We start from the raw sequence: 26,305 nt of genomic DNA on the forward strand, positions 1-26,305 counted from the left end.
GTTACGTGCCCGTGACCTCCGGGCGGCGACCCGGGGGCCCCGTACCGGGCCGATCAGCGGTCTCGTGACCGTCTGTGCAAGACTCTGCAAGCTCTTGCCACGGCAGCGGTATACGAGGATCATCGCCCCGTCAGCGCCTTGCAGGAGCCACCCCTTCCCGCGGCGCACGCGGGGGACGCCGAGCCGACCAGAATCACGAGGGAGCCCGATGACGCAGCAGCCCGGAGCGAGCCGTTCAACCGGCCGCGCACGGCGCCTGGTTGGTGGGCAACGCGATTCCCGGCCGGTACAGTCCAATCCCGTGACCACACGGCTTGCCGACATCGCAGCCCAGGCGGGGGTCAGTGAGGCGACTGTCAGCCGCGTCCTGAACGGGAAGCCGGGCGTCGCCGCGACCACCCGCCAGTCCGTCCTGGCCGCCCTCGACGTCCTCGGCTACGAGCGTCCGGTCCGGCTGCGGCAGCGCAGCGAGGGACTGGTCGGGCTGATAACCCCCGAGCTGGAGAACCCCATATTCCCGGCGCTGGCCCAGGTGATCGGCCAGGCGCTGACGCGACAGGGCTACACCCCGGTGCTGGCCACCCAGACCCCCGGCGGCTCCACCGAGGACGAGCTGACGGAGATGCTCGTCGACCGGGGCGTCGCGGGCATCATCTTCGTCTCGGGGCTGCACGCGGACACCTCCGCGGACATGCAGCGCTACGAGCAGCTGCGCGCCCGGGGCGTGCCGTTCGTCCTCGTCGACGGTTTCTCGCCGAAGGTGCAGGCCCCCTTCATCTCCCCCGACGACCGGGCGGCGATGAGCCTCGCGGTCACCCACCTCGTCTCGCTCGGCCACACCAACATCGGTCTCGCGCTCGGCCCGAAGCGGTTCGTGCCGGTGCAGCGGAAGATCGAGGGGTTCGTGCGCACGATGCAGGAGCAGTTGGGCCTGCGTCCCGACGACATCGAGGAGCGACTGGTCCAGCACTCCCTGTACACCCTGGAGGGCGGCCAGGCCGCGGCCACCGCGCTCATCGAGCGGGAGTGCACGGCGGTGGTGTGCGCGAGCGACATGATGGCGCTCGGCGCGATACGCGCGGCCCGGCAGCTCGGCCTGGACGTGCCGAAGGGCATCTCCGTGGTCGGCTTCGACGACTCGCCCCTCATCGCCTTCACCGACCCGCCGCTCACCACCGTCCGCAAGCCGGTGCCGGCCATGGGCCAGGCCGCGGTGCGCACGCTGCTGGAGGAGATCGGCGGGACGCCCGCGCCCCACAGCGAGTTCGTGTTCATGCCGGAACTGGTGGTGCGGGGCTCGACCGCCTCGGCGCCCGGGGACCGCAACCGTCCCTGAGCAGGCCACCCCCCGTACCCGGGTCGGTGCAGGGAGCAGGAAATGCGACCCGGACCCGACCAGGGGATCATCTGTGGGGGAAGGCTTTTCTGGCACACTCTGTCCTTATGGGTGAGACCACCGTGACGACACTGGAAGGCCGGAAGCAGGCCCCTCCCGCGTCCGTCGCGGACAGCTCCGACGACCGCGCGGACCGGGCCCTGCTGCGCCGGCTGCGCACCCCGCGGCGCCCCCGTCTCTGGTTCGAGATCCTGCTGATCGGCGTGAGCTACTGGACGTACTCGCTGATCCGCAACGCGGTCCCGGAGCAGCGGACGCAGGCGCTGCGCAACACGGACTGGATCTGGCGCGTCGAGCAGACGCTCGGGATCGCCGTCGAGGAGTCGGTCAACCACGCCGTGAACGCGGTGACATGGCTCATCGTCGGCATGAACTACTACTACGCGACACTGCACTTCGTGGTGACGCTGGGTGTTCTGGTGTGGCTGTACCGCAGCCATCCCGGCCGGTACGCGGCGACGCGCACGGCGCTCTTCGCGACGACCGCGGTCGCCCTCGTCGGCTACTACTTCTACCCGCTGGCGCCGCCGCGCCTGATGACCGGCGCCGGCTTCGTCGACACGGTCCTGGTCCACCAGACGTGGGGCTCGATGGCGTCGGGCGACCTCAAGAACATGTCGAACCAGTACGCGGCGATGCCCTCGATGCACATCGGCTGGTCCCTGTGGTGCGGCCTCACGATCTTCGCCCTGGCCTCGGCGCCGTGGGCCCGCGTCCTCGGCCTGCTCTATCCGGCGGCCACCCTCGTGGTCATCGTCGCCACGGCCAACCACTTCTGGCTGGACGCGGTGGGCGGCGTGATCTGCCTGGCCTTCGGCTTCGCCGTCGCGGGCCTGTGGTACGGCGCCCTGCCGTACGCCCTGCCCCGCCGGGTGCCGGAGCCGGGCGAGCCACCGGCCCTGCGGCTCGGGACCTGACCCGGCCGCCCGCCGGCCCGGTCCGGCGGTCGCGGGCGGCGCTCAGCCCCCGCCGGCGGTGTCCCTCAGGGCGTCCAGCAGGGCACGCAGCGCGGGCTGCGCCGGCGCCGTCTCGCGTACGGCGGCATGGATGGCCCGTACCGGCTCGGGGCCGCGGACCTCCCGTGTCACCACGCCGGGACGGGGTTCGCCGAGACCCAGGCGGGGGACGAGGGCGACGCCCAGCCCCGCCGCGACGAACCCCTGCGCGGTGACGTAGTCCTCGCTGTCCACCACGAAATGGGGCCGGAAACCGGCCGCGGCGCAGGCGTCGAGCTGGACGTCGAGGCAGGGCCCCGGCCGCTCGCTGCCGACCCAGGGCAGCTGGGCGAGCTCGGCGAGTTCCAGCGTCCCGCGCTCCGCCAGGCGGTGCCCCTCGGGCAGGACCACGCGGTAGGGGTCGTCGACGAGGTGCACCATGCGCACGCCGTCGGGTGCGGTGCCGTGCGGACGCACCACGAGCGCCAGATCGGCCCGCCCCTCCCGCACGTCCGGCAGCGGGTCCTCGGGGCCGCTCAGCCGCAGCTCCACCGCGATCCCCGGGTGCCCGGCCCGCAGGCGGGCGATCGCCGGGGCCACCAGCGCGGCTCCGGCGGTGGCGAAGTACCGCACCGCGAGCCGTCCGGTACGTCCGGCGAGCAGGTCGGCCAGCGCGGTCTCCGCCTCGGCGACCTGCCGCCCGATGGCGTCCGCGTACCCGGCGACGAGCAGCCCGGCGGGCGTGGGCCGCACGCCCCGGCCGATCCGCTCCAGCAGCGCCGTCCCGGTCTGCTTCTCCAGGGCGGCGATCTGCTGGCTGACGGCCGACGGCGTGTAGCCGAGGTCCGCGGCCGCCGCGGTCACCGACCCGGCGCTCACCACGGCCCGCAGGACCTGCATGCGTCGCACATCCATCATGCAGCGCAGCTTAACAGTGTGTGCACAACTCTTCACTTGTCCTCACGTGTTCTGTCGGGGACCGTGGGCGCATGCCTTCTCACCCGGCCTCGACCGTCCGCATGGGCCTGCTCGCGCTGCTCTGGGGTTCGAGCTTCCTCTGGATCAAGGTGGCCCTGAACCACGGCCTGACCCCCGCCCAGATCGCGGTCACGCGCTGCGCGCTCGGCGCCGCCGTCCTCGTCGCCCTGGCCCGGGCCCGGGGCGGACGGCTCCCCCGGTCCCGCGCGACCTGGGGCCATCTCGCCGTGGCCGCCCTGCTCTGCAACGCCGTTCCGTTCGCCCTCTTCGCCGTCGGCGAGCAGACGGTCGACTCCGGTGTCGCCGGTGTCCTGAACGCCACCACTCCCCTGTGGTCCCTGCTCACCGGCGTCCTCCTGGGGACCGACCGCGGGGTGCGTCCCGTCCGGCTGGCCGGCCTGGCGCTAGGTTTCGCGGGCACCCTGCTGATCTTCGCGCCGTGGCAGCGTGCCGGTCTGACGAGCTGGGGCGCCCTGGCCCTCGCGGGGGCGGCGCTGAGTTACGCGCTGGCCTTCGCGTACATGGGCCGTCACCTCACCGCGCGGAAGGACCCGACGGCCGTCTCCGCGGCCCAGCTCCTCGCGGCCACGGCGTGGACCGCGCTCGCCCTGCCCGTCGCGGGCCCCGGCCCCCTGCACGTGGACACCACGGGCGTCCTCGCCGTCGTCGCCCTGGGCATCCTCGGCACGGGTGTCACGTTCCACCTCAACTACCGGCTGATCGCCGACGAGGGCCCCACCGCCGCCGCCACGGTCGGCTACCTGCTGCCGGTCGTCTCGGTGACCCTGGGCGCCCTCGTCCTGGGCGAGGAGCTCACACCACGGGTCCTCGCGGGCATGGCGGTGGTCCTGACGGGAGTGGCCCTGACCCGCGGCCCGGGAGCGCACCGGCCCCGCCCCGCCCGCCGGCACACGCCGAGCGCCGCCCACGCTCAGGAGCGGTCGGCCGTCCCCGGTCGGGTGCTGTCGGGCCGGCCCGGGCGGGTCCCCGCCGGCCGGGCGGACGGCGCCTGACTCCGGCGGAGGAGGACGCCCGCCAGGGCCTGTCGTCCGATCGGGCGGGCCGTGACCGACGGTTGGTCCCGGCCGACCAGACCCCGCGGCACCAGCGTTTCTGCTCCGGCGACAGGCCCTAGCCTCCGTAGAACAGGTCGTCCACCACCGCGCGGGCCCGCCGCGTCGTACGCCGGTAGCCGTCCAGCAGGTCCCCGACGTGGCCGGCCTCGTACCCCAGGTACCGGCCCACCGCCGCCAGCTCCCGGCCGTCCGAGGGGAAGGTGTCCCCGGCCCGGCCGCGTACGAGCATCACCGCGTTGCGCACCCTCGTGGCCAGGACCCACGCCTCGTCCAGGATCTCCGCGTCCTCCTCGGACAGCAGCCCGGCGGCGGACGCGGCGGCGAGCGCGGCCCGGGTGCGCGTCGTGCGCAGCCCCGGCTCGGTGGCGCCGTGCCTGAGCTGGAGCAGCTGCACCGTCCACTCCACGTCGGAAAGGCCGCCCCGGCCGAGCTTGGTGTGCAGGGTCGGGTCGGCGCCGCGCGGCATCCGCTCGGACTCCATGCGGGCCTTCAGGCGCCGGATCTCCCGTACGGCGTCGTCCCCGAGCCCGTCCGGCGGGTACCGCAGCGGGTCGATCAGCTCGATGAAACGGCGCCCCAGGTCCTCGTCGCCTGCGACCGGCTCCGCGCGCAGCAGCGCCTGCGACTCCCAGCCGAGGGACCAGCGGCGGTAATAGGCCGCGTAGGACTTGAGGGTCCGCACCAGCGGCCCGGACTTGCCCTCGGGACGCAGGTCGGCGTCGATGAGCAGCGGCGGGTCCGAGCTGGGCAACTGGAGCAGCCGCCGCATCTCGGAGACCACGGTGTTCGCGGCGCGGGCCGCCTCCTGCTCGTCGGCGCCCTCCCGCGGCTCGTGCACGAACAGGACGTCCGCGTCGGAGCCGTAGTTGAGCTCGTGGCCGCCGAAGCGGCCCATGCCGATCACGGCGAAGCGGGTGGGCAGCGTCTCGCCCCAGGTGTCCCTGACGACGGCGCGCAGCGTCCCGGAGAGGGTCGCCGCCGTGAGGTCCGAGATGGCCGCGCCGACCCGGTCGACCAGGGCGCCCTGGTCGGCCACGGCGGGCGTCTCCTCGGTGCCGTACGAGGCGACGATGTCGGCGGCGGCTGTACGGAACAGCTCGCGCCTGCGCACCCCGCGCGCGGCCGTGACCGCCTGTTCGCCGCCGGAGGCGCGGCTCACCGCGGCGAGGACCTCCTGCTCCAGGTGCGCCCGGCTCCTGGCCTCCAGGCCGCCGGCCGCGCCGTCGCCGAGCAGCGCGACCGCCTCCGGGGCGCGCATCAGCAGGTCGGGGGCGAGGCGTCCCGCGGACAGCACGCGCGCCAGGTTCTCGGCGGCGGCGCCCTCGTCGCGCAGCAGCCGCAGGTACCAGGGTGTCTTGCCCAACGCGTCCGACACCTTGCGGAAGTTGAGCAGTCCGGCGTCCGGGTCGGCGGAGTCCGCGAACCAGCCCAGCAGCACCGGCAGCAGGGTCCGCTGGATGGCGGCCTTGCGGGTGACCCCGGAGGCCAGCGCCTCCAGGTGGCGCAGCGCGGCGGCGGGATCGGCGTACCCGAGCGCGACGAGCCGCTCGCGCGCCGCACCCGGGCTCAACCTGGTCTCGCCCGGGGCGAGTTGGGCGACGGCGTCGAGCAGCGGCCGGTAGAACAGCTTCTCGTGGAGCCGGCGTACGACGGACGCGTGCCGTTTCCACTCGCGGTTCAGCTCGGTGACGGGGTCGGTGCGCAGCCCGAGCGAGCGCCCGATGCGCCGCAAATCCGCCTCGCCCTCGGGCACTAGGTGGGTCCGCCGCAGCCGGTAGAGCTGGATGCGGTGCTCCATGGAGCGCAGGAAGCGGTAGGCCGCGTCGAGCTGCACCGCGTCGGCGCGGCCCACGTACCCGCCGGCGGCGAGGGCCTTGAGGGCGTCCAGCGTGGTGCCGCTGCGCAGCGAGGTGTCGGCGCGCCCGTGCACCAACTGCAGGAGCTGCACGGCGAATTCGACGTCCCGCAGGCCGCCGGGGCCGAGCTTCAGCTCGCGCTCGATCTCGGCGACGGGGATGTTCTCCACGACCCGGCGGCGCATCTTCTGCACATCCGGGACGAAGTTCTCGCGCTCGGCGGCTTGCCAGACGAGCGGGGCCAGCATCTGGACGTACTGCTCGCCGAGCGCGAGGTCCCCGGCCACCGGCCGCGCCTTCAACAGGGCCTGGAACTCCCAGGTCTTGGCCCACCGCTGGTAGTAGGCGAGGTGACTGCTGAGGGTCCGCACCAGCGGGCCGTTGCGCCCCTCCGGGCGGAGGTTGGCGTCCACCGGCCAGATGCTGCCCTCGACGGTGGACTCGGAGCAGATCCGCATCATGTGCGAGGCCAGCCGGGTGGCGGCCTGGATCGCCTTGCCCTCGTCGGCCCCGTCGGCGGCCTCGCCGACGAAGATGACGTCGACGTCGGACACATAGTTCAGCTCGTGGCCGCCGCATTTGCCCATCGCGACGACCGCGAGGCGGCACAGCGCCCCGTCGTCGGGCGCCGCGGCCCGCGCGATCGCGAGGGCGGCGCGCAGCGTGGCCGTCGCGAGGTCCGCGAGCTCGGCCGCGGTCTGGGTGACGTCGGTGGTGCCGCACACGTCACGGGCGGCGATGGACAGCAGGCAGCGGCGGTAGGCGACGCGCAGCGAGACGGGGTCGTCGGCCTCCGCGAGCCCGCGCTCGAACTCCTCCACCCCGGGGTGCAGGTCCCGCGGCTCGTACATGGCGAGCGCCTGCCAGTCCTGCGGGTGGCGGGCCAGGTGGTCGGCGAGGGCGGCGGAGGCGCCGAGCACGCCGAGCAGCCGGTCGCGCAGCGGCTTCGACGCTATGAGCGTGTCCAGCAGCTCGCGCTGCGCGGTGTGGCCGTCCTGCGCCTCGACGAGGCGGACCAGCCCGAGCAGCGCGAGGTCCGGGTCCGCGGTGGCGCCCAGCGCGTCGAGCAGGACGGGGTCGGCCCGCACGGGAGCCAGCTCGGCGCCGTCCAGGAGCCGCTCCGCGGCGGACGGGTCGGTGAAACCGTGCCGCAGCAGCCGAGTGAAGGTACTGCTTCTGCGCCCCGGCGCCGTCATCCTCGGCCTCCTGTCGGATCAAGGTCGTACGCGTGTGAGCCTAACCGCAGAGCGCCCGGGCGGCTCCGGGGGCGGGTTCGTGTGAACCGCGGCGCCCGGTTCGGCGCAAGCGGTGGCGCGGCGGCCCGCATTCGGCTTCGGTGAGGGGGAGCCGTCCGGCCGGACGCCACCGGGCCCGGCCGGCGTACGAGGAAGGGACGCATCCAGTGGACATGACCCTCGAAGTGATCGTGCTGCCGGTCTCCGACGTGGACCGGGCCAAGGAGTTCTACCGGGACAAGGTCGGCTTCCACGTCGATCTGGACGGCGAGGTGATGGAGGGGGTGCGGATCGTCCAGCTGACGCCGCCGGGCTCCGGGTGTTCCATCGCGCTCGTGGACGGGCTGCCGATCCCGACCGGGACGCCGCGGCCAGGGACGTACCACGGCCTGCAATTGTGCGTGGAGGACGCCAAGGCCGCGTACCAGGAGCTCAGGGGGCGCGGGCTCGACGTCAGCGAGCCGCAGGCCTTCGCGCCGCAGGACGGTGCCACCTTCATGTACTTCACGGACCCGGACGGCAACGGCTGGGCGATCCAGGAGTACCGGCAGCGGGCCACGAAGCCGCTCCACAAGCTCCTTACGGAGCTGGCGGCCGGGCGACAGTAGTTCACCCGCTCTTCACTCCTCGGGCCGGGGGACGTGGGCCACGGGAATGTTGGCGTGAGCATGCTCTGTCCGCACCGCTCTCGTCCTCGTCCTCGTCCCCCAACCGGAGGTCTGAAGTGTCCGGCAGAACCGTGTACCGCCGCAGCCGCACCCTCGTGGCGTCCGCCCTGGCCCTCGCCGCCGCCGCGGCCGGGCTCTGGACCGGGTTCGGCGGCTCGTCCCCGGCGCAGGCCGCGGGCGTGGTCCCGACCCCTGACCACGTGGTCGTCGTGGTCTTCGAGAACCACGCCTACAGCCAGGTGATCGGCTCCTCCAGCGCCCCGTACATCAACTCGCTCAAGAGCGGGGGCGCCAACCTCTCCCAGACGTACGCCGAGACCCACCCGAGCCAGCCCAACTATTTCGCGCTCTTCTCCGGCTCCACCCAGGGCATCACCGACGACAGCTGCTACACGCCGGGCTTCTCCTCCGCCCCGAACCTCGCCTCCGAGCTGATCGCGGCGGGCAAGAGCTGGGCCAGCTACAACGAGACCCTCCCCAGCCAGGGCTCCACCACGTGCAGCAGCGGCTCGTACGCCCGCAAGCACAACCCGTGGTTCGGCTTCAAGAACGTGCCGACGTCGTCGGCGAAGACGTTCGCCCAGTTCCCGACGGACTACACGACGCTCCCCCAGGTCTCCTTCGTCGTCCCCAACCTGTGCAGCGACATGCACGACTGCTCGGTGTCCACCGGCGACACCTGGCTGAAGAACAAGCTGGGCGCGTACGCGACCTGGGCGAAGACCCACAACAGCCTCCTCGTCGTCACCTTCGACGAGGACAACCGGCTCAGCGGCAACCGCATCCCGACGGTGCTCTACGGCCAGCAGGTGACCCCCGGTTCGACCTCGTCGACCACGTACAACCACTACGACCTGCTGCGCACCCTGGAGGACATGCACGGCCTCCCGCACGCGGGCAACGCGGCCTCCGCCAAGGACATCACCGGCATCTGGACGTCCTGACGTGTACGTAGCGGACAGCCAGGCCGGCACCCCGGCGACGGCGTCCGCGGAAGACGCCGCCCGGCCCCTCGCCGGGCGGCGTCGTGCCGCGGTCGCCCCCACGGTGCTCGCCCTCGGCACGGTCAGCCTGATCACCGACGTCTCGTCCGAGATGGTGACGGCGGTGCTGCCCCTGTACCTGGTGGCGGGCCTCGGCCTGTCACCGCTGGGCTTCGGGCTGCTCGACGGGATCTACAACGGCTTCTCGGCGCTGGTACGGCTGGCCGGCGGGCATCTCGCCGACCGCGGAGGCGGCCGCCACAAGTGGGTCGCCGGCTTCGGCTACGGCCTGTCGGCGGCCTGCAAACCCCTGCTCCTGCTCGCCCACTCGCTGACCCCGATCGGCCTGATCCTCGCCGCCGACCGGACCGGCAAGGGCCTGCGCACCGCCCCGCGCGACGCGCTGATCTCCCTGTCCAGCACGCCCGAGACGCGCGGCCGGGCGTTCGGCGTGCACCGGGCCATGGACACGGCGGGTGCCCTCCTCGGCCCCCTGGCCGCCTTCCTGATCCTGCGCGCCACGGTCGACGGCTACGACGCGGTGTTCACCGTCAGCTTCTGCGTGGCGGTGACGGGGGTGCTCGTCCTGGTGCTGTTCGTTCCGGGGCGCGCCTCGGCCGCGCCCGGCGCCGGAGACACGGCGAGGGAGGCAAAGGGGACGGAGAGAGGCCCCGGAGACAAGGGAAGAGGCGCCGGGGAGCCGGCGAAGGGCGCCGGAAGTGCGCGGCAGCCGCGGCCGACGCTCCGCGCCGCCCTCGGGCTGCTGCGGGACCGGGGGCTGCGCCGCGTCACCGTCTGCGCGCTGCTGCTGGGCCTCGCGACGGTCAGCGACTCCTTCGTGTACCTGCTGCTCCAGCGGCGCCTCGGCGTACCGGACCGCTGGTTCGCCCTGCTCCCCCTCGGCACGGCGGCGGCGTTCCTGCTGCTCGCCGTCCCGCTCGGCCGGCTCGCCGACCGGGCGGGCAGGTGGCGCGTGTTCCTCGCGGGCCACAGCGGCCTGCTCCTCGCGTACGGCCTGCTGCTCTCCTCCTGGCACGGCCCCGCCCTGCCGTACGCCGTGCTGCTCCTGCACGGCGGCTTCTACGCGGCCACCGACGGCGTGCTGATGGCCGCCGCGTCGGACAGCGTGCCCGAGGCACTGCGCTCGTCGGGGCTGGCCCTCGTCCAGACCGGGCAGGCGCTCGCCCGGTTCGTCTGCTCGCTCGGCTTCGGCGCGGCCTGGACGGCGTGGGGCGACCGCACGGCGCTCACCGCCTCGGCCGTCCTGCTGGCCGTCTGCGCCCTGTGCTCGCTCGGTCTGCTGAGGCCAGCCGCGACGACCCCGGAAGGCCCCGCATGACCCTTCGCAGCCGCATCCTGGTCCTGGCCCTGTCGCTGCTCGTCCTGGCCGGCGTCGCCACGGCGTCCGTGCTGCACGCCTCGGACCGCGCCGACCGCCGGGACCGGGCGCGACCCGGGGGTCCGCGGATCACCGCGGGCCCGGTCGCGCTGACCGGCGCGGGCGCGCGCATGGTGTTCCGGAACATGGCGTGGGGCCCGCACCGCGACGAGCTGACCTCGGTCCGGGCCGCCGACCCGTCGGGTCCGCGGACGGCGTCCGGGGTGAAGTGCCTGCGCTTCCACGCGGCGGCGGGCACCGGGGTATGCCTCCAGGCGGTCCACGGCCCCGTCCAGGACACCTACCGGGCGGTGGTCCTCGACGCCGGCCTGCACGTGCGGGCCCGCTACGACGTGCCGGGCATCCCGTCCCGGGCGCGGGTCTCCCCGAGCGGCCGGTTCGCGGCCTGGACGGCATTCGTGGGCGGTGACTCCTACGCGGGGACCGACTTCTCCACGCGCGCGGCGATCGTCGACACCCGCACGGGCCGGTTCACGCCCTCCCTGGAGACGTTCCGCGTCGTGCGGAACGGCCGTCCGTACCGCGCGGCGGACGTCAACTTCTGGGGCGTCACCTTCGCGGCCGACGACCGGCACTTCTACGCGACGCTGGCGACGAGGGGGAAGACGTACCTGGTCCGGGGCGACCTGCGCACGCGCACCGTCACCACGGTGCGTACGAACGTGGAGTGCCCGTCCCTCTCCCCCGACGGCACGCGGATCGCGTTCAAGAAGCGGGTGGCGGGCCTCCCGGCGGACGCCCCCTGGCGCCTGTACGTCCTCGACCTCGCCACGCTGCGCGAGACCCCCCTCGCGGAATCCCGCAGCGTCGACGACCAGGCCCTCTGGCGGGACGACCACACCCTCGTCTACTCGCTGCCCGGCGACTACGGGGCCGACCTCTACGCGATCCCGTCCGACGGCGCGGGAGGGCCGCGGCGCATCAGCGCCGCGGCCGTGTCCCCGGCGTTCCTGCCCTGACCCACCCGTCCCCGGACGCGCGGATCAGCGGACCTCCTCCAGCACCGCCCGGATCACGTGCCGGGCGTTGCCGGCCATCGACGGGTTCGTCGTGCGGTAGTACGGCAGGGCGATCACCGCCTGGGAGAGCGTGCGCGCCCGGCCGCGGGTCCAGGACGCCTCGTCCGCCCCGAGGGCCTCGCGGAAGACCTTCCGGGCCCCTGCGGGCAGCAGGTTCCAGGCCGGGAACAGGTCGCAGGCCGGGTCGCCCGCCCCCATGCACCCGAAGTCGATCACCGCGGTCAGCCGGCCCCCGTCGACCAGCAGGTTGCCCGGCATCAGGTCGGCGTGCAGCCACACCGGCGGCCCGTCGGGGCCGGGGGTACGCAGCGCGTCCTCCCACACGGCGGTCACGGCGTCGCAGTCGACGCCCTCCTCCGGGATCCCGCGCAGCGCCGTGATCGCCGCCCGCGTCTCCTCGTCGAGCGAGGCGAGCGGTCCCCCGCGGTGGGCCTGCGGCGCCCCCGGCAGGGTGACGCCCCGCATCGCGGTCACGAATCCGGCCAGGTCCTCGGCCAGCGGCTCCGGCGCGCTCAACGCCCCCGCCTCGGGCAGGGTGCCGGCCAGCCACCGGTACACCGACCACGGCCACGGCCAGCCCTCGACGGGCTCTCCGGCCCCCAGCACCTCAGGAACGGCCACCGGGAGCGCCGGGGCCAGCCGGGGCAGCCACTCCCGCTCCAGGAACACGTCCCCGGCCCCGCCCGCCGTCAGCGGCAGCCGGACGACCATGTCCTCGCCCAGCCGGTACATGGCGTTCACCGTGCCCCCGGACGGCACCCGCTCCACCCCGAGCCCGGCCCACCGCGGAAACTGCCCAGCCACCAGCCGGCGCACGAGACCGTCGTCGACGGGTCGCATCTCCCTCACACCCATGAGGCGCCATCCGACCGCCCCGCCCGGCAGACGTCAACCTCTTTTCGCCGGGCCCGCGGACGGGCGTCCACCCCGTTCCCACGCGAAGGGGCCGACGGTCCACGACCGTCGGCCCCTGTGCCGTACCGAGGGCCGAACCCGCCCTCACGCGCCTACAGCACCGGCAGGTTTTTCCGCAGCTCGAACGCGGTGACCTCGCTCCGGTACTCCTCCCACTCGCTCTTCTTGTTGCGGAGGAAGTCATGCGGCGCCGGGTGTCTCTCGAACAACTCGGGCCGAGGTGCCGACACCCGCGGTCGAGGTACCGTTCACGGTCGTTGTTGGTCGCTGTGGGCCGACCTGCGACGGTCCAGAGACGGCCCGGCTCTAGACCCGAGCCGCCAGCAGCTCCAGCCAACAATCCGATCGAGTTGGCAGATTTCCAGCGGGCTCCCACACCCTTCACGCGTACTTGGGCCGTCAAACCCCGTGAGTGTCCGCACCGAGGGCGCTCCGTCCTCGCCGCACGTGCGAGGGGGCTGCCAGGGCCGCCTCCGATCGCTGACGGTGAAGTAGCGGTGCCTGTCACCGGGCCCCTGAGGCGCACTCGTGGGCCTGGCGCCGTCGGCGAGGTCGAGGCAAATCTCTCGGCCGAACGTCGTCCGACGGATCCGAGATCGCGGCTCACTGGTTGTTACAGCGCTGCCTTTGAGGGCCGAGCACCCTTGTTTTTCCTATCTCGCACTGGCTGTGGATAGCCGCGAGCAGACAGAAAGGAGCTGCCGGATCAGGTCCGGCAGCTCCCTTGGACACAGCCGCAGAGTCACACACGAAAGAACGTGTCGCGAAGGGCGTTGCTTGATCTAAGAATTCACGCGTCGCCTATGGTGGCCTGAACGCCGGCGCGAAGCATGAAGACCCTCGGCCCTGCACGTGCCACGGCTAAGCCGACGCCATCACCGACCCGAACGTCATCAAGCTCCCCCCTTGGGTGCAAGGGCGGGAAGCCACGGGCATGGCCGACCACCGGCCTCACCCTCGTGGACCTCGACAACGCCGGGGCCATCGCATGGCCCGTGCCTGCCAGCTGAAGGAACTGGCAGGAAGCTCGTGTTGGCTGTTCCGAAACGCGAGGAAGAACGGGATGTGCCGCTCGCCGGCTCTGTCGCACGCGCTTTTTCCAGAAGCACACGGCTACTCACCTTGCCGTAGCAGTGACATTGCCGTGGCAGCGTCCTGACTGCCGCCCGGTCACGATGCAGCTCCTGTTCGTGCGCCCCGACGGCCGTGGCGCCATGCGCCATACGGACCTCAACACGCACTTCTAAGGGTCCACACTCATTGCGACCGGCGTCATACCTGAGCCCAGGCCGGGCGAACGTCACCAGTCCGCCCGCGAGCACGGTATGCACGCCCTAAGGCACTTCTACACATCAGTGCTCCTGGACGCGGGCGAGGCCATCAAAACTCTGAGCACCTCCCTGGGGCACGCAGACCCAGGCTTCACGCTCCGCGTATACATGCGCCTACTGCCGAGCCGCGAGGGCCGCAGCCGCAGGGCAATGCCTGGCGTGTGCAAGCGCACTGGCTCGGCGCCCGACCCGCCCAAAACGGCCTAGCCGCAGTCGAACGGCGAGAGGGGCCACAGACGACGACCGTGGCCCCTCTCGGAGAAGACAGTGGAAACCGTCCGACCTGCGCCTACAGCACCGGCAGGTTCTTCCGCAGCTCGAAGGCGGTGACCTCGCTGCGGTACTCCTCCCACTCGCTCTTCTTGTTGCGGAGGAAGAAGTCGAAGACGTGCTCACCGAGGGTCTCGGCGACCAGTTCGCTGCGCTCCATGAGCGTCAGGGCCTCGCCCAGGTTCTGCGGGAGGGGCTCGATACCCAGGGCGCGGCGCTCGGCGTCGCGCAGGGCCCAGACGTCGTCGTCGGCGCCCGGCGGGAGCTCGTAGCCCTCCTCGATGCCCTTGAGGCCGGCGGCCAGCAGCAGGGCGTAGGCGAGGTAGGGGTTCGCGCCGGAGTCCAGGGAGCGGACCTCGACGCGGGCCGAGCCGGTCTTGCCGGGCTTGTACATCGGGACGCGGACCAGGGCCGAGCGGTTGTTGTGGCCCCAGCAGATGTACGAGGGGGCCTCGCCGCCGGCGCCCGCGGTGCGCTCCGAGCCGCCCCAGATGCGCTTGTAGGAGTTCACCCACTGGTTGGTGACCGCCGAGATCTCCGCCGCGTGCCGCAGCAGGCCCGCGATGAAGGAGCGGCCGACCTTGGAGAGCTGGTACTCCGAGCCGGACTCGTAGAACGCGTTGCGGTCGCCCTCGAAGAGGGAGAGGTGGGTGTGCATGCCCGACCCCGGGTACTCCGAGAACGGCTTCGGCATGAACGTGGCCTGCACGCCCTGCTCCAGCGCGACCTGCTTCATGATCAGCCGGAAGGTCATGATGTTGTCGGCCGTGGAGAGCGCGTCGGCGTAGCGCAGGTCGATCTCCTGCTGGCCGGGGGCGCCCTCGTGGTGGCTGAACTCGACCGAGATGCCCATCGACTCCAGCATCGTGATGGCCTGGCGCCGGAAGTCCTGGCCCACGTTCTGTGGGGTGTGGTCGAAGTAGCCGGAGTTGTCGGCGGGGGTGGGCCGCGAGCCGTCCAGCGGGCGGTCCTTCAGCAGGAAGAACTCGATCTCGGGGTGGGTGTAGAAGGTGAACCCGAGGTCGGAGGTCTTGGCGAGGGCGCGCTTGAGGACGTAGCGGGGGTCCGCGAAGGACGGCGAGCCGTCGGGCATCAGGATGTCGCAGAACATCCGGGCGGTACCCGGGGCCTCGGCGCGCCACGGCAGCACCTGGAACGTCGACGGATCCGGCTTGGCGATCATGTCGGACTCGTATACCCGGGCGAAGCCCTCGATCGCCGAGCCGTCGAACCCGATGCCCTCGTCGAACGCCTGCTCCAGCTCGGCCGGGGCCACGGCCACCGACTTCAGGAAGCCGAGCACGTCCGTGAACCAGAGGCGTACGAACCGGATGTCACGCTCCTCCAGTGTCCGGAGCACGAACTCCTGCTGCTTGTCCATCTTCCGCTTCCACCCATCCTTGCCGGTCAGGCCGCCTGCTCCCACGCCTCGGGGACGATCGGGGCACATGAGCATCCCACCACAACACCATTTCGTGCGCGTTGCGGACCTTGATCGGCAGACCGACCATGGACTGAACGCCTCGCGTACGGCAGGTGTACTGCGCTGCTGCCCATACTGCCTGCTCACCCGGGTCCGGCGATACCGAGGAGCGGTGCGGGACGGGCTCCGGGCCGGGGCCGGCGGCCGGCGGCACCGGGCACCTTCGGACATTCCCGCGACCTCCCTCCATACCCCGCCCCCGTTCCCACTACGATCAGCAAACCCGTCCGTCCCACATCCACCAGCCCCCGAAGGACTCGCCATGGGTTCCGCCAAGAACAGCTCCAACGCCTCGCGCAAGGCGCGGATAGAGGAGATGCGTCGCGCAGACCGCTCCCGCGAGCGCCGCAACCGGATCCTCACGATCGGCGCGAGCGTGGTGATCGTCGCGGGTCTCGTCGCCGGCGGGACGTACCTCGTCACGTCGCAGTCCGACAAGGACAGCTCGGCGAGCGACTCCAAGGGGACCTCGGGCCACTTCGTGACCGGCAAGGACGGCGTGAAGACCTGGAAGGGCACGCTGGGCCGCACCCACGTCACCAAGACGGTGAAGTACCCGATGGAGCCTCCGGTCGGCGGCGACCACAACCAGGTGTGGATGAACTGCAACGGCGACGTCTACACCGAGCCGGTCGGCAACATGAACGCCGTGCACTCGCTGGAGCACGGCGCGGTCTGGGTGACGTACAACGACAAGGCCCCGGAAGCCGACGTCAAGGCGCTCGCCGCGAAGGTCAAGAAGACCCCGTACACGCTGATGAGCCCGGTCGAGGACCAGAAGGACCCGATCATGCTCAGCGCGTGGGGCAAGCAGCGCACGGTGACCGGGGCGAGCGACCCGGCCGTCGACGCCTTCTTCTCCGCGTACGTGCAGGGCAAGCAGACGCCCGAACCGGGTGCCGCGTGCACCAACGGCCTGTCGAAGTGAGCCGGACGAAACAGACGGGCTGGATCGCGGGTACCGCGGCGGCCGTGCTCGTGGCGGCCGGGGCGATCACGTACGCCGTCGCCGACGGCGGCGACTCCGGCCCGGGGACGCCCGCCGCGGACTCCGCGGACGCGGGTTTCGCGCGGGACATGGCCGTCCACCACCAGCAGGCCGTCGAGATGTCGTACATCGTGCGCGACCGCACCGAGGACGAGGAGGTGCGGCGCCTCGCCTACGACATCGCGCAGACGCAGGCCAACCAGCGCGGCATGCTGCTGGGCTGGCTCGACCTCTGGGAGCTGCCGAAGGTCTCCGCCGACCCGCCGATGACGTGGATGGACATGGGCGGCATGGCCTCCGGCAAGGACGGCGCGCTGATGCCGGGCATGGCGACCGACACGGAGATGGACCGCCTCCGCAAGGAGAACGGCAAGACCGCCGAGATCACCTACCTGCGGCTGATGTACGCCCACCACGCGGGCGGCGTGCACATGGCCGAGGGCTGCGTGCGCAGGTGCGAGGTCGGCGTCGAACGCCGGCTGGCCAAGGGCATGGTCGCGGGCCAGCGGTCCGAGATGGACCTGATCACCGACCTGCTGAAGGCGCGCGGCGCGACGCCGCCGGACTGAGCCACGGGCGCTCCGGCTTCCCTTGCGGTTCCTCGCCGACTGCTGCCTGGGGTTGTCCTGTTGGCGACTCACGACTGAGGGTGCCCTGTTGGGAATTCCAGTCTGCGGGTGCCCCTGTCGGGGCTTCCCGACTGCGGGTGCCCTGTCGGCGATCTCAGTCTGCGGGCGCCCTGTTTGCGACTCCCGCCTGCGGGTGCCGGTCGACGATTCCGGCCTGCGGGTGCCCTGTTGGCGATTCCGATCTGTGGGCGGGCGCCCTGGCGAGAGGCGGCCTCGACCGGTGACCGTCCGTCGGTGACCGGGTGGTCCCCGGCCGGTGACCGGTGTCCGTCGACCGGACTCCGGTGCGCAAGACCGCACATGACGGGCATCACTGCTCAATTCCCTTACGCATACGGTTCCTTGGGGTCTTCTTGGCCCCCGCATTCCCCTGGAATGAACGGTTCGTCGCGAGAGTGACCCCAGCGTGATCCATTCCCTGTGCACCTTTCCGCCCAGGGGTCTACGCGGATCACGACCGGCCACTACATGCGACGAACCGCATCGCAGGGGGTTCAATGAGATCCAACCGCGCCACAGCGCGCGCCGGAGTGAGCCTGGCAGCGACACTGCCGCTGCTCGCCGGCGCTCTGGCGCTCGGCATACCCGCGGCCCAGGCCGCGGACGGCCCGGGCCGCGACACCCTCACGGGCACCAGGCCCGCCTGGGCCACGCCCGCCGCGGACAAGGGGGCCACGTCCGACAGCTCCCAGGTGTCCGCCCGGGTCCACCTCGCCGGCCGCGACGCCTCCGGCCTGGCCGCGTACGCCAAGGCCGTGTCCGACCCCGAGTCGGCCTCGTACGGCAGGTACCTGAGCGCGAAGCAGGCACAGGCCCGCTTCGGCGCCACCAAGGCGCAGGTCGCCGCCGTGACCTCCTGGCTGGAGTCGGCGGGACTGAAGGTCACCGGCACGACGCGGCACTACGTCTCCGTGACCGGTGACGTGGCCGCCGCCGAGAAGGCGTTCGGCACGCAGCTGCACAACTACGCCAAGGGCGGCAAGACCTACCGGGCGCCCGCGAAGACGGCCTCCGCGCCGGCCGCCCTCAACGGCGCCGTCCTGACCGTCACCGGCCTCGACAACGCCCCGCACAAGGCGACCCACCAGGACCAACTTCCGCCGCCGGACGCGGTGTTCCGCAACTCCGGGCCGTTCTCCTCGTACCACGGCTCGAACATCGCGAGCACGCTCCCGGACGCCTACGGCAAGAAGATCCCGTACGCCGTCAAGGGGTACACCGGCAAGCAGCTGCGCGCCGCCTACGGGGCGGGCACCCGGACCGGCAAGGGGGTGCGGGTCGCCATCACCGACGCGTACGCCTCGCCGACCATCGCGTTCGACGCCGCCACCTACGCGAAGAAGCACGGTGACGCGAGGTACGTCAGCGGCCAGCTGCGCCAGGTGCTGCCCGCGAAGTACACGAAGACCGAGGAGTGCGGGGCCGCGGGCTGGTACGGCGAGGAGACCCTCGACGTCGAGGCCGTGCACGCGGTCGCGCCCGCCGCGGACATCACGTACGTGGGTGCCGCCTCCTGCTACGACGACGATCTGCTCGACTCGCTGAACAAGATCGTCGACGGTCGCCTCGCCGACATCGTCTCCAACTCCTGGGGCGACATCGAGGCCAACGAGACGCCGGACATCGCGGCCGCCTACGACCAGGTCTTCCAGTTCGGCGCCGTCGAGGGCATCGGCTTCTACTTCTCCTCCGGCGACAACGGCGACGAGGTCGCCAACACCGGCACGAAGCAGGTCGACACCCCGGCCAACTCGGCCTGGGTGACCGCGGTCGGCGGCACCTCGCTGGCCGTCGGCAAGGACGACAAGTACCTCTTCGAGACCGGCTGGGGCACCGAGAAGGCCGCCCTCTCCGAGGACGGCAAGAGCTGGACGGGCTTCCCCGGGGCGTTCACCTCGGGCGCGGGCGGCGGCACCAGCCGGACCGTGTCGCAGCCCTTCTACCAGAAGGGCGTCGTGCCGGACGCGCTCGCCCACGCGAACGGTACGACCGCGATGCGGACCGTGCCGGACATCGCGGCGATCGCCGACCCCAACACCGGTTTCAAGGTCGGCCAGACGCAGACGTTCCCCGACGGTTCGCAGCAGTACGACGAGTACCGGATCGGCGGCACCTCGCTCGCCGCGCCGGTGATCGCCGCCGTCCAGGCCCTGGCCCAGGAGGCGCGCGGCGGCAAGGCGATCGGATTCGCCAACCCGTCGATCTACGCCAAGTCCGGGTCGAAGGTCTACCACGACGTCACGGACAACCCGACGGGGTCCGGACTCGCCGTGGCGCGCGTCGACTTCGCCAACGGCTACGACGCGTCGGAGGGGCTCCTCACCTCCGTCCGCAGCCTCGGCAAGGACAGCTCCCTGAAGGCCGTGAAGGGCTACGACGACGTGACCGGCGTCGGCTCGCCCGCCGCGGGCTATGTGAACTCCTACCGAGTCCACTGACGTACCGTCACCCTCCGTGCGCCCGCCCCTGGATGAGGGGCGGGCGTCGGTGTTTCGGGGGCCGGGCGACTCAAAGGGCTTGGATGGGTTCGGGGGCTTGGGGGGCCGTCGTGGTGAGTACCGCCTCCGCCACGTCCTCGGGGCGGTCCAGCATCAGGAGGTGGCCGGAGGGCCGGCGGGTGACGTGGAAGGCCGCGTCCAGCCTTTCGGCCAGGGCCCGTTGGCGGTCGACCCACCGGCCGGAGCCGGTCGCGAGGACGGTGACCGGGACGTCCGGGAGGGGGAAGTGCCGCCGCAGGACGTCCAGTCGGACCGCCTCGTCGCGGTAGGTGGCGTTCTCGGCCAGGACCGCGTGCAGGGAGCGACTCGTGCCGTACGCGCTGCGGACCAGGTCGTACGGGGCGGGGTCGCCGCCTCTCCGGCGTCCGGCTCGCACCGCCGCTCGCCGCAGTGGCGCCCCCAGGGCCCGGGGGACGCCCGCCGCGGCCAGGAGCGTGGCGCACGCACGCGTACCGGCGTTCCGTGCCGCTCGGGCCGCCCGGGGACGCGGTGCCTCCTCCACGCTGGTGTCGAGGAGGACGAGTCCCGCCGTACGGGCCGGGTAGAGGCGGGCGAACGCCTCCGCGTGGAACCCCGCGAGGGAGTGTCCGGCGACGGTCACCGGGGCGGTGAGGCCCAAGCCGTCCAGGACATGTGCGATGCGCCGCGCCTCGGCGTCCAGGGTGGGCCACGTCCGCGCGGGTCCGCTGAGTCCCAGACCCGGGCGGTCGAACCGTACGACCGTGCGGTGCGGGGCGAGCAGGGGCACGACCGGGTCCCAGTCGAACCAGCACAGGCCGAGGCCCGCGCTGAGGACGCAGACGGGGCCGGTGCCGTCCACCCGGACGTGGTGGGGCACGCCGTCGATGCGCACGAAGGTCATCGGGCCGCCCGCTCCGTCTCCGGGGCGAGCGGGGGCCGGGGGGCGGGGGCCGGGGGTTCCGGCGCGGGCCGCCGGTGTCGGAGGACCGAGAGCGCGAGTGTCGCGAACCACGCGGCCATGAGGGCCAGTTGGAGGCGCTGGGCGAGGCCGAGGGACCAGTTGCCGTGTCCTGCCTCCAGGGCGGCGACGGCGGCGATGGTCCAGGCCGTGGCGGCCAGTTCCAGGGCGACGAGGGGTCGGCCCAGCCGCGCCAGGGAGGAGGCGGGGGCGTGGCGGCGGGCCGCGTGCGTGAGGGCCGGCATGGCGACGAGGACGGCGCACACCGCGAGGGCACTGCTCGTCGCGTGCGCGGTGTGGGTCACCGGGACGAGACCGGCGTGCTCCCGCTGGGCGCAGAGCCGGTCCACCGTCGGTGTGCAGCTCAGGGGCAGCCGTGAGTCCACGGTGGTGGCGACGCCGAACAGCACGACGGCCGTCCAGCCGACGGTCCCCCACCGGTCACCGGGCGACAGCCGCAGCAACGCCCACAGGCCGCCGGCGCACATCAGCACCCCGGCGACGAGGTCCGTCGTACGGAAGAGGCCGCCGAAGGGCTGGTCCTGGGCGGCCAGCTCACTGGCGTAGGTCCGCCCCGGCGCGAGCCCGGTCGGCAGGACGACCTCCAGCCCCCAGGCGCTGTAGGCGACGATGCCGAGCCCGACGAGCAGGGCGACGACGAGCGAGTCCCGACGATCGCTGGGGTTCGGGTGATCATCCTTGCGGTCGCTGCGGTCGAAGGGGGCCGTCGTCATGGGTCACATGATCGGTGGGGCGAGGGCGAGGGGCATGCCGGGCGGGGCCGGGTGGGCGGGCGACGGGCCGGGTCGGGGGCGCGGACGGTGATCTGTGGGGCGGGGCCGGGGCGGTGCATCCGCCTGTCGCGGGGCAGGCACCCACGTCCGTCACCAGGTCCCCTCGGCTGCGCGCCAACCCCGCGACAGGCCTTTGATGTACCGCCCCGTCCCCTCCCGCCGGACGGCGCCTGCGGGCAGTCGGGGAGGGGCGGCGGCAGCGAGCGGGACCCGTGTCGGGTCAGCCGGGGTGCCTGCTCAGGGCGTAGGCGATCTTCGTCAGCTGAGACTTCTTCGCCTTCGACGAGTAGGCGTACAGGAAAGGCCACTGGGGTCCGTCGAAAGGCGTCGGCGCCCATCCCATCTGCCGGGCGAGCCCCGACCCCAGCTGGTATGCCCCCGCCGCCATACCGGCGATCCCCATGGCGTTCCCGGGAGCCAGTACGAAGTCCACCGCCCCGGCCGCCAGGGCGATGCTGCCCACGGCCGCGGCCATGGGACGCTCACGCAGCTCGCTCACCGGGCTGCGAAAGCGGGTCCGGACCAGTGCGCGGCGCAGTTCCCGGACGATCAGGCCGTCGAGCTCGCGGCGGGGATGGTGCCGATACCGCTCGCACATGTCGCCGATCCACCGGACGAGTTCCTCCCGGCCCCGTCCCCGGAGGAACGTGTCGAGATCGCGCGGGCCGGCGTGGACGTCGAGGAGGCGCAGGACTTCCAGCAGCTGGGCCGCCAGTTCCGCCGCCAGGTCGCGGGAGGGTGTCGTGGTGGCCCGCGCCGCGGCACCGTCGGCTGTCGGCGCTCGGGTGATCAGCCGGACGAAACTCCGGTCCGCCCGGCCGAGCAGCAGGGGAGCCCGGGCCCCGGAGAGTTCGAAGGCCGCGCCGTGGTTGTAGGCGACGCTCAGGATGTGCTTGGCGATGTCGAAGGGCCCGCTGTCGGCGTACCGTCTCGCGGCCTGCAGTGTTCCCTCAGGGATGCGGTGAGCGGCGCGCGGACCGCGGTAGGCGCCATACCAGTACTCGACCTGCCCCGGGTCGGCCGCCAGCCTCTCCGCGGCCCACTCCTCACCGCGCGGGGGCGGCGCCGCGAGCACCCTTCGCTCGCTCTCCGGGAGCCTTTCGTCGTTGCGGAGGATGGACAGCAGCGCTCCGTCGATCTCCTCGTCCCAGCGGGCGTCCTCCCACGGGTGCCCGTCGCGGTGAGCGCGGTCGGTGAGCCAGGGCTCGCGTGCCTGGACGCGGATGAAGCCCTCTTCGACGTACCGGACGAAGTGTCTCGCCGGAACACGGCTCGCGTGCCGGACGAGCACGCTGGACGGCGCCCACAGGTTGAGGGGCCGGCTGAGGGCGATCAGGCTGTGCAGGCTCTGATATCCGGGCGGGCCGTACTCGCTGATGTGGCAGAAGGTGGGGAACGCCTGATCCGCCGCGCCGGTCACGCGGCCGCCGCGCGGTGAGGAGTCGCGGCAACCCGTCTCCGGCAGTTGTCCACGGCCACGCTTCGCATGCATCCCCCTTCGTGGTCAACGCAGTTGGGGCTCGCCCGGAGCCGAGATTACGCTGCCCGCGCCCTTCGGTGAACTGCCGTCACCTCAGGCACGTAGGTCCGGGGTTCCCGTACGGCGGGGTGTCAGCGTCGCGCCGGCTCCGTGGGCCGGGGGACGTGCGTCGCGACGAGGCGTCCTCCCGCGGCACCGTCGGGGACGAGAGCGCGCCGCCGGTCCACGGCGTACGCCACCGCCGCGACCCCCAGCCCGAGCACCGCGAGCATCGCCCCGGCCACCGCCGGCGACGTCGCCCCGAAGCCCGCCGCGAGGGCGAGCCCGCCGATCCAGGCGCCGCCGGCGTTGGCGAGGTTGAAGGCCGCCTGGTTGGCGGAGGAGGCCAGGGACGGAGCCGCGGCGGCCTTCTCCATGACCATCAGCTGGAGCGGCGAGCCGGTGACGAACGCCGCCGTGCCGAGGAGGGTGACCCCGACGGCGGCGCTCCACTGGGCGCTCATGAGCAGCGGGAAGAGGGCCAGGACGGCGACGAGGGACGCGAGACCGCCGAACAGGGTCCCCCGCAGGGAGTGGTCGGCGAGGCGCCCGCCCAGCAGGTTGCCGGCCGTCGCGCCGACGCCGAAGAGGGCGAGCAGCAGGGTGACGCTGCCGTCGGCGTACCCGGCGGCGTCCGTGAGCATCGGCGTGATGTAGCTGTACGCGGAGAACAGGGCGCCGAAGCCCGCGACGGTGGTGCCCAGCGCGAGCCAGACGGGCAGCGAGCCCAGCGCGGCCAGCTCGCCGCGCAGGCCGCCGGCCGGGGCCGGGGCGTGGTCGCGGGGGATCAGCAGCGCCAGCGAGGCTATGGCGGCCACGCCGATCACGCTGACGCCGAGGAACGTGGCGCGCCAGCCGAGGTGCTGCCCCATGAGCGTGGCGACGGGCACGCCGGCGATGTTGGCCACGGTCAGGCCGAGGAACATGAGCGAGACGGAGCGCGCCTTGCGCTCGGGGGCGACCAGTCCGGTGGCGACGACGGCGCCGACCCCGAAGAAGGCGCCGTGCGGCAGGCCGCTGAGGAAGCGGGCGGCCAGGAGCCAGTGGTGGTCGGGGGCGAAGGCGGACAGCGCGTTGCCGACGACGAAGAGGCCCATGAGCCCGATCAGGACCGCGCGCCGGGACATCCGGGAGGTGACGGCGGCCAGCAGCGGCGCGCCGATCACCACGCCCAGGGCGTACGAGGACACCAGGTGGCCGGCGGTGGGGATGGAGACGTGGAGGTCGTCCGCGACATCGGGCAGGAGGCCCATCATCACGAACTCGGTGGTGCCGATGCCGAAGGCGCCCACGGCGAGGGCGAGCAGGGCCAGGGGCATGAGGGGCCTTTCAGGGGGAGCGGGGGCGCGCGCGGACTCGTGGGGGACACGTCCGCGCGCAAGGTCGTGCCCGTGCACACCGCTGTGCACGGGCAGCATAAGTTCAGTGTAGGAACAAACTCTCCCAGGCCAGTATTCCAGGAGGTTAAGAGGCGGTTGCGTCCACCTTGACGCGCGCGGCGACCGGCAGGTGGTCGCTGCCGGTCTCGGGCAGCGACCAGGACGTCACCGGCTCGATGCCCTTGACCATGATCTGGTCGATACGGGCCATCGGGAACGACGCGGGCCAGCTGAAGCCGAAGCCGCTGCCCGCCGCGCCCTGGGTGGAGCGCATCTGCGCGGTGACGGCGTTCAGCGCGCGGTCGTTCATGGTGCCGTTGAGGTCGCCGAGCAGGACGACCCCCCGGACCGGCTCGTCGGCGATCGCCTCGCCCAGCGCGTCGGCGCTCTTGTCCCGCTGGCGGGCGGTGAACCCGGCCTCCAGCTTCACCCGGACCGAGGGCAGGTGGGCGACGTACACCGCGACCTGCCCGGCCGGCGCCGTCACCGTCGCCCGCATGGCGCGCGTCCAGCCCAGCTTGATGTCGACGGGGGCCGCGCCGCTCAGCGGGTACTTGCTCCACAGCCCGACGGTGCCCTGCACCGAGTGGTACCTGTACGTGGCGGCGAGCGCGTTCTCGTACACCGGGACCGCCGAGGCCGTGAGTTCCTCCAGGGCGACCACGTCGGCGCCGGACGCGGCCACGTCGCGCGCGGTGCCCTCCGGGTCGGGATTGTCGGCGTTGACGTTGTGGGTGACGACCGTCAGGTCCCCGCCGCCGCCGGTCTTGTCCGAGAGCAGCCCGCCGAACAGGTTCAGCCAGACGACGGCGGGCAGCAGCACGGCGATCAGCGCGGTCGCCGACTTGCGGACCACCGCGAGGACCAGCAGCACCGGCACGAAGACGCCCAGCCAGGGCAGGAAGGTCTCGGTGAGGCTGCCGAGGTTGCCGAACCGGTTGGGGATCTGCGCGTGCAGCAGCATGACCAGGGCGAAGAGCACCGCGAGAGCGGCGAGGACCAGACCGCGCCGCCAGATGCGGGGGTCGCCGCGCCAGTCGTCACGCAGGCGCCGAAGCCGGGATCCTCGGCGCTCGGGCCCCGAGCCGCCGCTGCCCGTCTCCGTCACATACGCCTGCGCCATACCGTCGCCTCACAACTTGCCGTGCACACCGTCTGTCCCGCGTCTACGACCCTAGGGGATGATCGGTGCCCTTTCCGCCGTCCTGGGACGGCCGTACGGGCACGAGGACGAACAACTCGGTGTCAGGAGTTCCGTATCCCGCTCTCCCGGCGGTCCTCTGTGACGAAACACGCACATACGGGCAAGTCGTTGCGTGATGAACTACCGTGCGGGACACGGGACTACGGCGCCGTCGGCCGCAGTCCCGCGAGCACCGTGTCGACGATCTGCTCCGCGAGACCGTCGGGCAACTCGGCCTCGGGCCGCATGAGGGCGCGCACCAGCATCGGGCCGACGACGATGTCGTTGAGGAGTTCCACGTCGACGTCGTCGCGCAGTTCACCGCTGAGCTGCCCGCGGCGCAGCACCTCGAAGGCGAGTCTGCGCCGCGGTTCGATGACCATCGCGTGGTACGCCGCCCACACCCGGGGGCTGCTCTTCATCTGCGCGTACACGTTGTGCAGGATCGCCGAGGAGCGGTTGACCAGGCCGCGCCGGCGCAACGCCTCGACCAGGACGACGAGGTCGTCGCGCATCGAGGTGCCGGGCAGTTCCGGTTCCGGGGGTTCGGCGGCACGCAGGACGTCGACGAAGAGTTCCTCCTTGCCGCGCCAGCGACGGTAGATGGTCGCCTTGCCGACCCCCGCGGTCCGGGCGACGCGCTCGATGGAGACCTCCCCCAGCGGGACGCCCTCCTCCAGCAGCTTCATCACGCCCTCGATGATGGCGCGTTCCACCGCTTCGCTGCGGGGGCGGCCCCGGGAGGCGGGTACGTCCTGCCCGGCTCGGCTGTCCGCGAGGCTCACGTCGACTCCGTTTCTCCGTTGCGCTGGGGGTGATTCTCCCTGATGCGGGGCCCGTCCCTCCCGGGGG

General features: G+C 72.6%; 20 protein-coding genes and 1 pseudogene. 10 read left to right on the forward strand and 11 right to left on the reverse strand.

Annotated features, from left to right (window positions below; translation table 11 throughout):
* The first annotated feature begins 301 nt into the window (after window positions 1-301).
* Window positions 302-1,336 carry a LacI family DNA-binding transcriptional regulator gene (locus ACFYQQ_RS05005; RefSeq protein ID WP_355788206.1) on the forward strand — a complete coding sequence of 345 codons (1,035 nt, stop codon included), beginning with the start codon at window positions 302-304 and terminating at the stop codon, window positions 1,334-1,336.
* 107 nt (window positions 1,337-1,443) lie between these two features.
* Entirely contained in the window at window positions 1,444-2,313 is an 870-nt protein-coding gene (locus ACFYQQ_RS05010) for a phosphatase PAP2 family protein (RefSeq protein WP_356167409.1), read from the forward strand.
* Window positions 2,314-2,355: 42 nt separating this feature from the next.
* On the opposite strand, the gene ACFYQQ_RS05015 is transcribed toward ACFYQQ_RS05010, so the two are convergent.
* Window positions 2,356-3,249, reverse strand: a complete 894-nt coding sequence (locus ACFYQQ_RS05015; protein ID WP_355794466.1) for a LysR family transcriptional regulator — start codon at window positions 3,247-3,249, stop codon at window positions 2,356-2,358.
* Between the two features lie 71 nt (window positions 3,250-3,320).
* Here ACFYQQ_RS05015 and ACFYQQ_RS05020 point away from each other — a divergent pair, with 71 nt between their 5' ends.
* Window positions 3,321-4,322, forward strand: a complete 1,002-nt coding sequence (locus ACFYQQ_RS05020) for a DMT family transporter (protein ID WP_388903495.1) — start codon at window positions 3,321-3,323, stop codon at window positions 4,320-4,322.
* 118 nt (window positions 4,323-4,440) lie between these two features.
* On the opposite strand, the gene ACFYQQ_RS05025 is transcribed toward ACFYQQ_RS05020, so the two are convergent.
* Window positions 4,441-7,437 carry a bifunctional [glutamine synthetase] adenylyltransferase/[glutamine synthetase]-adenylyl-L-tyrosine phosphorylase gene (locus ACFYQQ_RS05025; RefSeq protein WP_388903497.1) on the reverse strand — a complete coding sequence of 999 codons (2,997 nt, stop codon included), beginning with the start codon at window positions 7,435-7,437 and terminating at the stop codon, window positions 4,441-4,443.
* A 206-nt stretch (window positions 7,438-7,643) separates the two neighbouring features.
* On the opposite strand from ACFYQQ_RS05025, the gene ACFYQQ_RS05030 reads away from it, so the two are divergent.
* The 4 genes from ACFYQQ_RS05030 (at window position 7,644) to ACFYQQ_RS05045 (ending at window position 11,485) form a co-directional block, all read left to right on the forward strand.
* The gene (locus ACFYQQ_RS05030; protein WP_355794302.1) at window positions 7,644-8,084 is read left to right on the forward strand and encodes a VOC family protein; all 441 of its coding nucleotides are present in this window, start codon (window positions 7,644-7,646) and stop codon (window positions 8,082-8,084) included.
* A 116-nt stretch (window positions 8,085-8,200) separates the two neighbouring features.
* Window positions 8,201-9,088: an alkaline phosphatase family protein gene (locus ACFYQQ_RS05035; protein ID WP_356167423.1), complete on the forward strand. Its 888-nt coding sequence runs from the start codon at window positions 8,201-8,203 to the stop codon at window positions 9,086-9,088.
* Window position 9,089: 1 nt separating this feature from the next.
* Entirely contained in the window at window positions 9,090-10,466 is a 1,377-nt protein-coding gene (locus tag ACFYQQ_RS05040; RefSeq protein WP_388903502.1) for an MFS transporter, read from the forward strand.
* Complete coding sequence (locus ACFYQQ_RS05045; RefSeq protein WP_388903505.1) at window positions 10,463-11,485, forward strand: TolB family protein; 1,023 nt, start codon at window positions 10,463-10,465, stop codon at window positions 11,483-11,485. Before ACFYQQ_RS05040 ends, ACFYQQ_RS05045 begins: the two co-directional genes overlap by 4 nt.
* A 24-nt stretch (window positions 11,486-11,509) precedes the next feature.
* Here the strand turns inward: ACFYQQ_RS05045 and ACFYQQ_RS05050 are convergent, their stop codons facing one another.
* From ACFYQQ_RS05050 to glnA, 3 genes and pseudogenes are all read right to left on the reverse strand, one after another.
* Window positions 11,510-12,385, reverse strand: a complete 876-nt coding sequence (locus tag ACFYQQ_RS05050) for an aminoglycoside phosphotransferase family protein (protein ID WP_355788862.1) — start codon at window positions 12,383-12,385, stop codon at window positions 11,510-11,512.
* Between the two features lie 167 nt (window positions 12,386-12,552).
* A pseudogene (locus ACFYQQ_RS05055) lies at window positions 12,553-12,639 on the reverse strand (glutamine synthetase); the annotation flags it as partial.
* 1,441 nt (window positions 12,640-14,080) lie between these two features.
* On the reverse strand, window positions 14,081-15,442 hold the full coding sequence (glnA, locus tag ACFYQQ_RS05060; protein ID WP_121403381.1) for a type I glutamate--ammonia ligase: 1,362 nt from the start codon (window positions 15,440-15,442) through the stop codon (window positions 14,081-14,083).
* 364 nt (window positions 15,443-15,806) lie between these two features.
* Here glnA and ACFYQQ_RS05065 point away from each other — a divergent pair, with 364 nt between their 5' ends.
* The 3 genes from ACFYQQ_RS05065 to ACFYQQ_RS05075 all read left to right on the forward strand — a co-directional run bounded on the left by ACFYQQ_RS05065 (window position 15,807) and on the right by ACFYQQ_RS05075 (window position 19,599).
* Complete coding sequence (locus ACFYQQ_RS05065) at window positions 15,807-16,472, forward strand: DUF3105 domain-containing protein (protein WP_355788868.1); 666 nt, start codon at window positions 15,807-15,809, stop codon at window positions 16,470-16,472.
* Complete coding sequence (locus ACFYQQ_RS05070) at window positions 16,469-17,101, forward strand: DUF305 domain-containing protein (protein WP_356167435.1); 633 nt, start codon at window positions 16,469-16,471, stop codon at window positions 17,099-17,101. The genes ACFYQQ_RS05065 and ACFYQQ_RS05070 overlap by 4 nt, the downstream gene beginning before the upstream one ends.
* A 557-nt stretch (window positions 17,102-17,658) precedes the next feature.
* A complete protein-coding gene (locus tag ACFYQQ_RS05075; protein WP_355783955.1) occupies window positions 17,659-19,599 on the forward strand; it encodes a S53 family peptidase in 1,941 nt (646 codons plus the stop codon).
* A 70-nt stretch (window positions 19,600-19,669) separates the two neighbouring features.
* Here ACFYQQ_RS05075 and ACFYQQ_RS05080 read toward each other — a convergent pair whose 3' ends face one another.
* From ACFYQQ_RS05080 to ACFYQQ_RS05105, 6 genes are all read right to left on the reverse strand, one after another.
* Window positions 19,670-20,521, reverse strand: a complete 852-nt coding sequence (locus ACFYQQ_RS05080; RefSeq protein WP_355783952.1) for an alpha/beta hydrolase — start codon at window positions 20,519-20,521, stop codon at window positions 19,670-19,672.
* Window positions 20,518-21,312: a DUF998 domain-containing protein gene (locus ACFYQQ_RS05085; RefSeq protein WP_355783949.1), complete on the reverse strand. Its 795-nt coding sequence runs from the start codon at window positions 21,310-21,312 to the stop codon at window positions 20,518-20,520. Before ACFYQQ_RS05085 ends, ACFYQQ_RS05080 begins: the two co-directional genes overlap by 4 nt.
* A 280-nt stretch (window positions 21,313-21,592) precedes the next feature.
* Entirely contained in the window at window positions 21,593-22,792 is a 1,200-nt protein-coding gene (locus ACFYQQ_RS05090) for a hypothetical protein (RefSeq protein WP_388903513.1), read from the reverse strand.
* A gap of 191 nt (window positions 22,793-22,983) precedes the next feature.
* Window positions 22,984-24,210, reverse strand: coding sequence for an MFS transporter (locus ACFYQQ_RS05095; RefSeq protein ID WP_355783958.1), 1,227 nt, complete (start codon window positions 24,208-24,210; stop codon window positions 22,984-22,986).
* 145 nt (window positions 24,211-24,355) lie between these two features.
* Complete coding sequence (locus ACFYQQ_RS05100; protein WP_355783943.1) at window positions 24,356-25,393, reverse strand: endonuclease/exonuclease/phosphatase family protein; 1,038 nt, start codon at window positions 25,391-25,393, stop codon at window positions 24,356-24,358.
* 221 nt (window positions 25,394-25,614) lie between these two features.
* Entirely contained in the window at window positions 25,615-26,238 is a 624-nt protein-coding gene (locus tag ACFYQQ_RS05105) for a TetR/AcrR family transcriptional regulator (protein WP_356167452.1), read from the reverse strand.
* Between the last annotated feature and the right edge of the window lie 67 nt (window positions 26,239-26,305).

It is taken from the genome of Streptomyces sp. NPDC005496 (assembly GCF_042872045.1).
GTDB lineage: Bacteria > Actinomycetota > Actinomycetes > Streptomycetales > Streptomycetaceae > Streptomyces.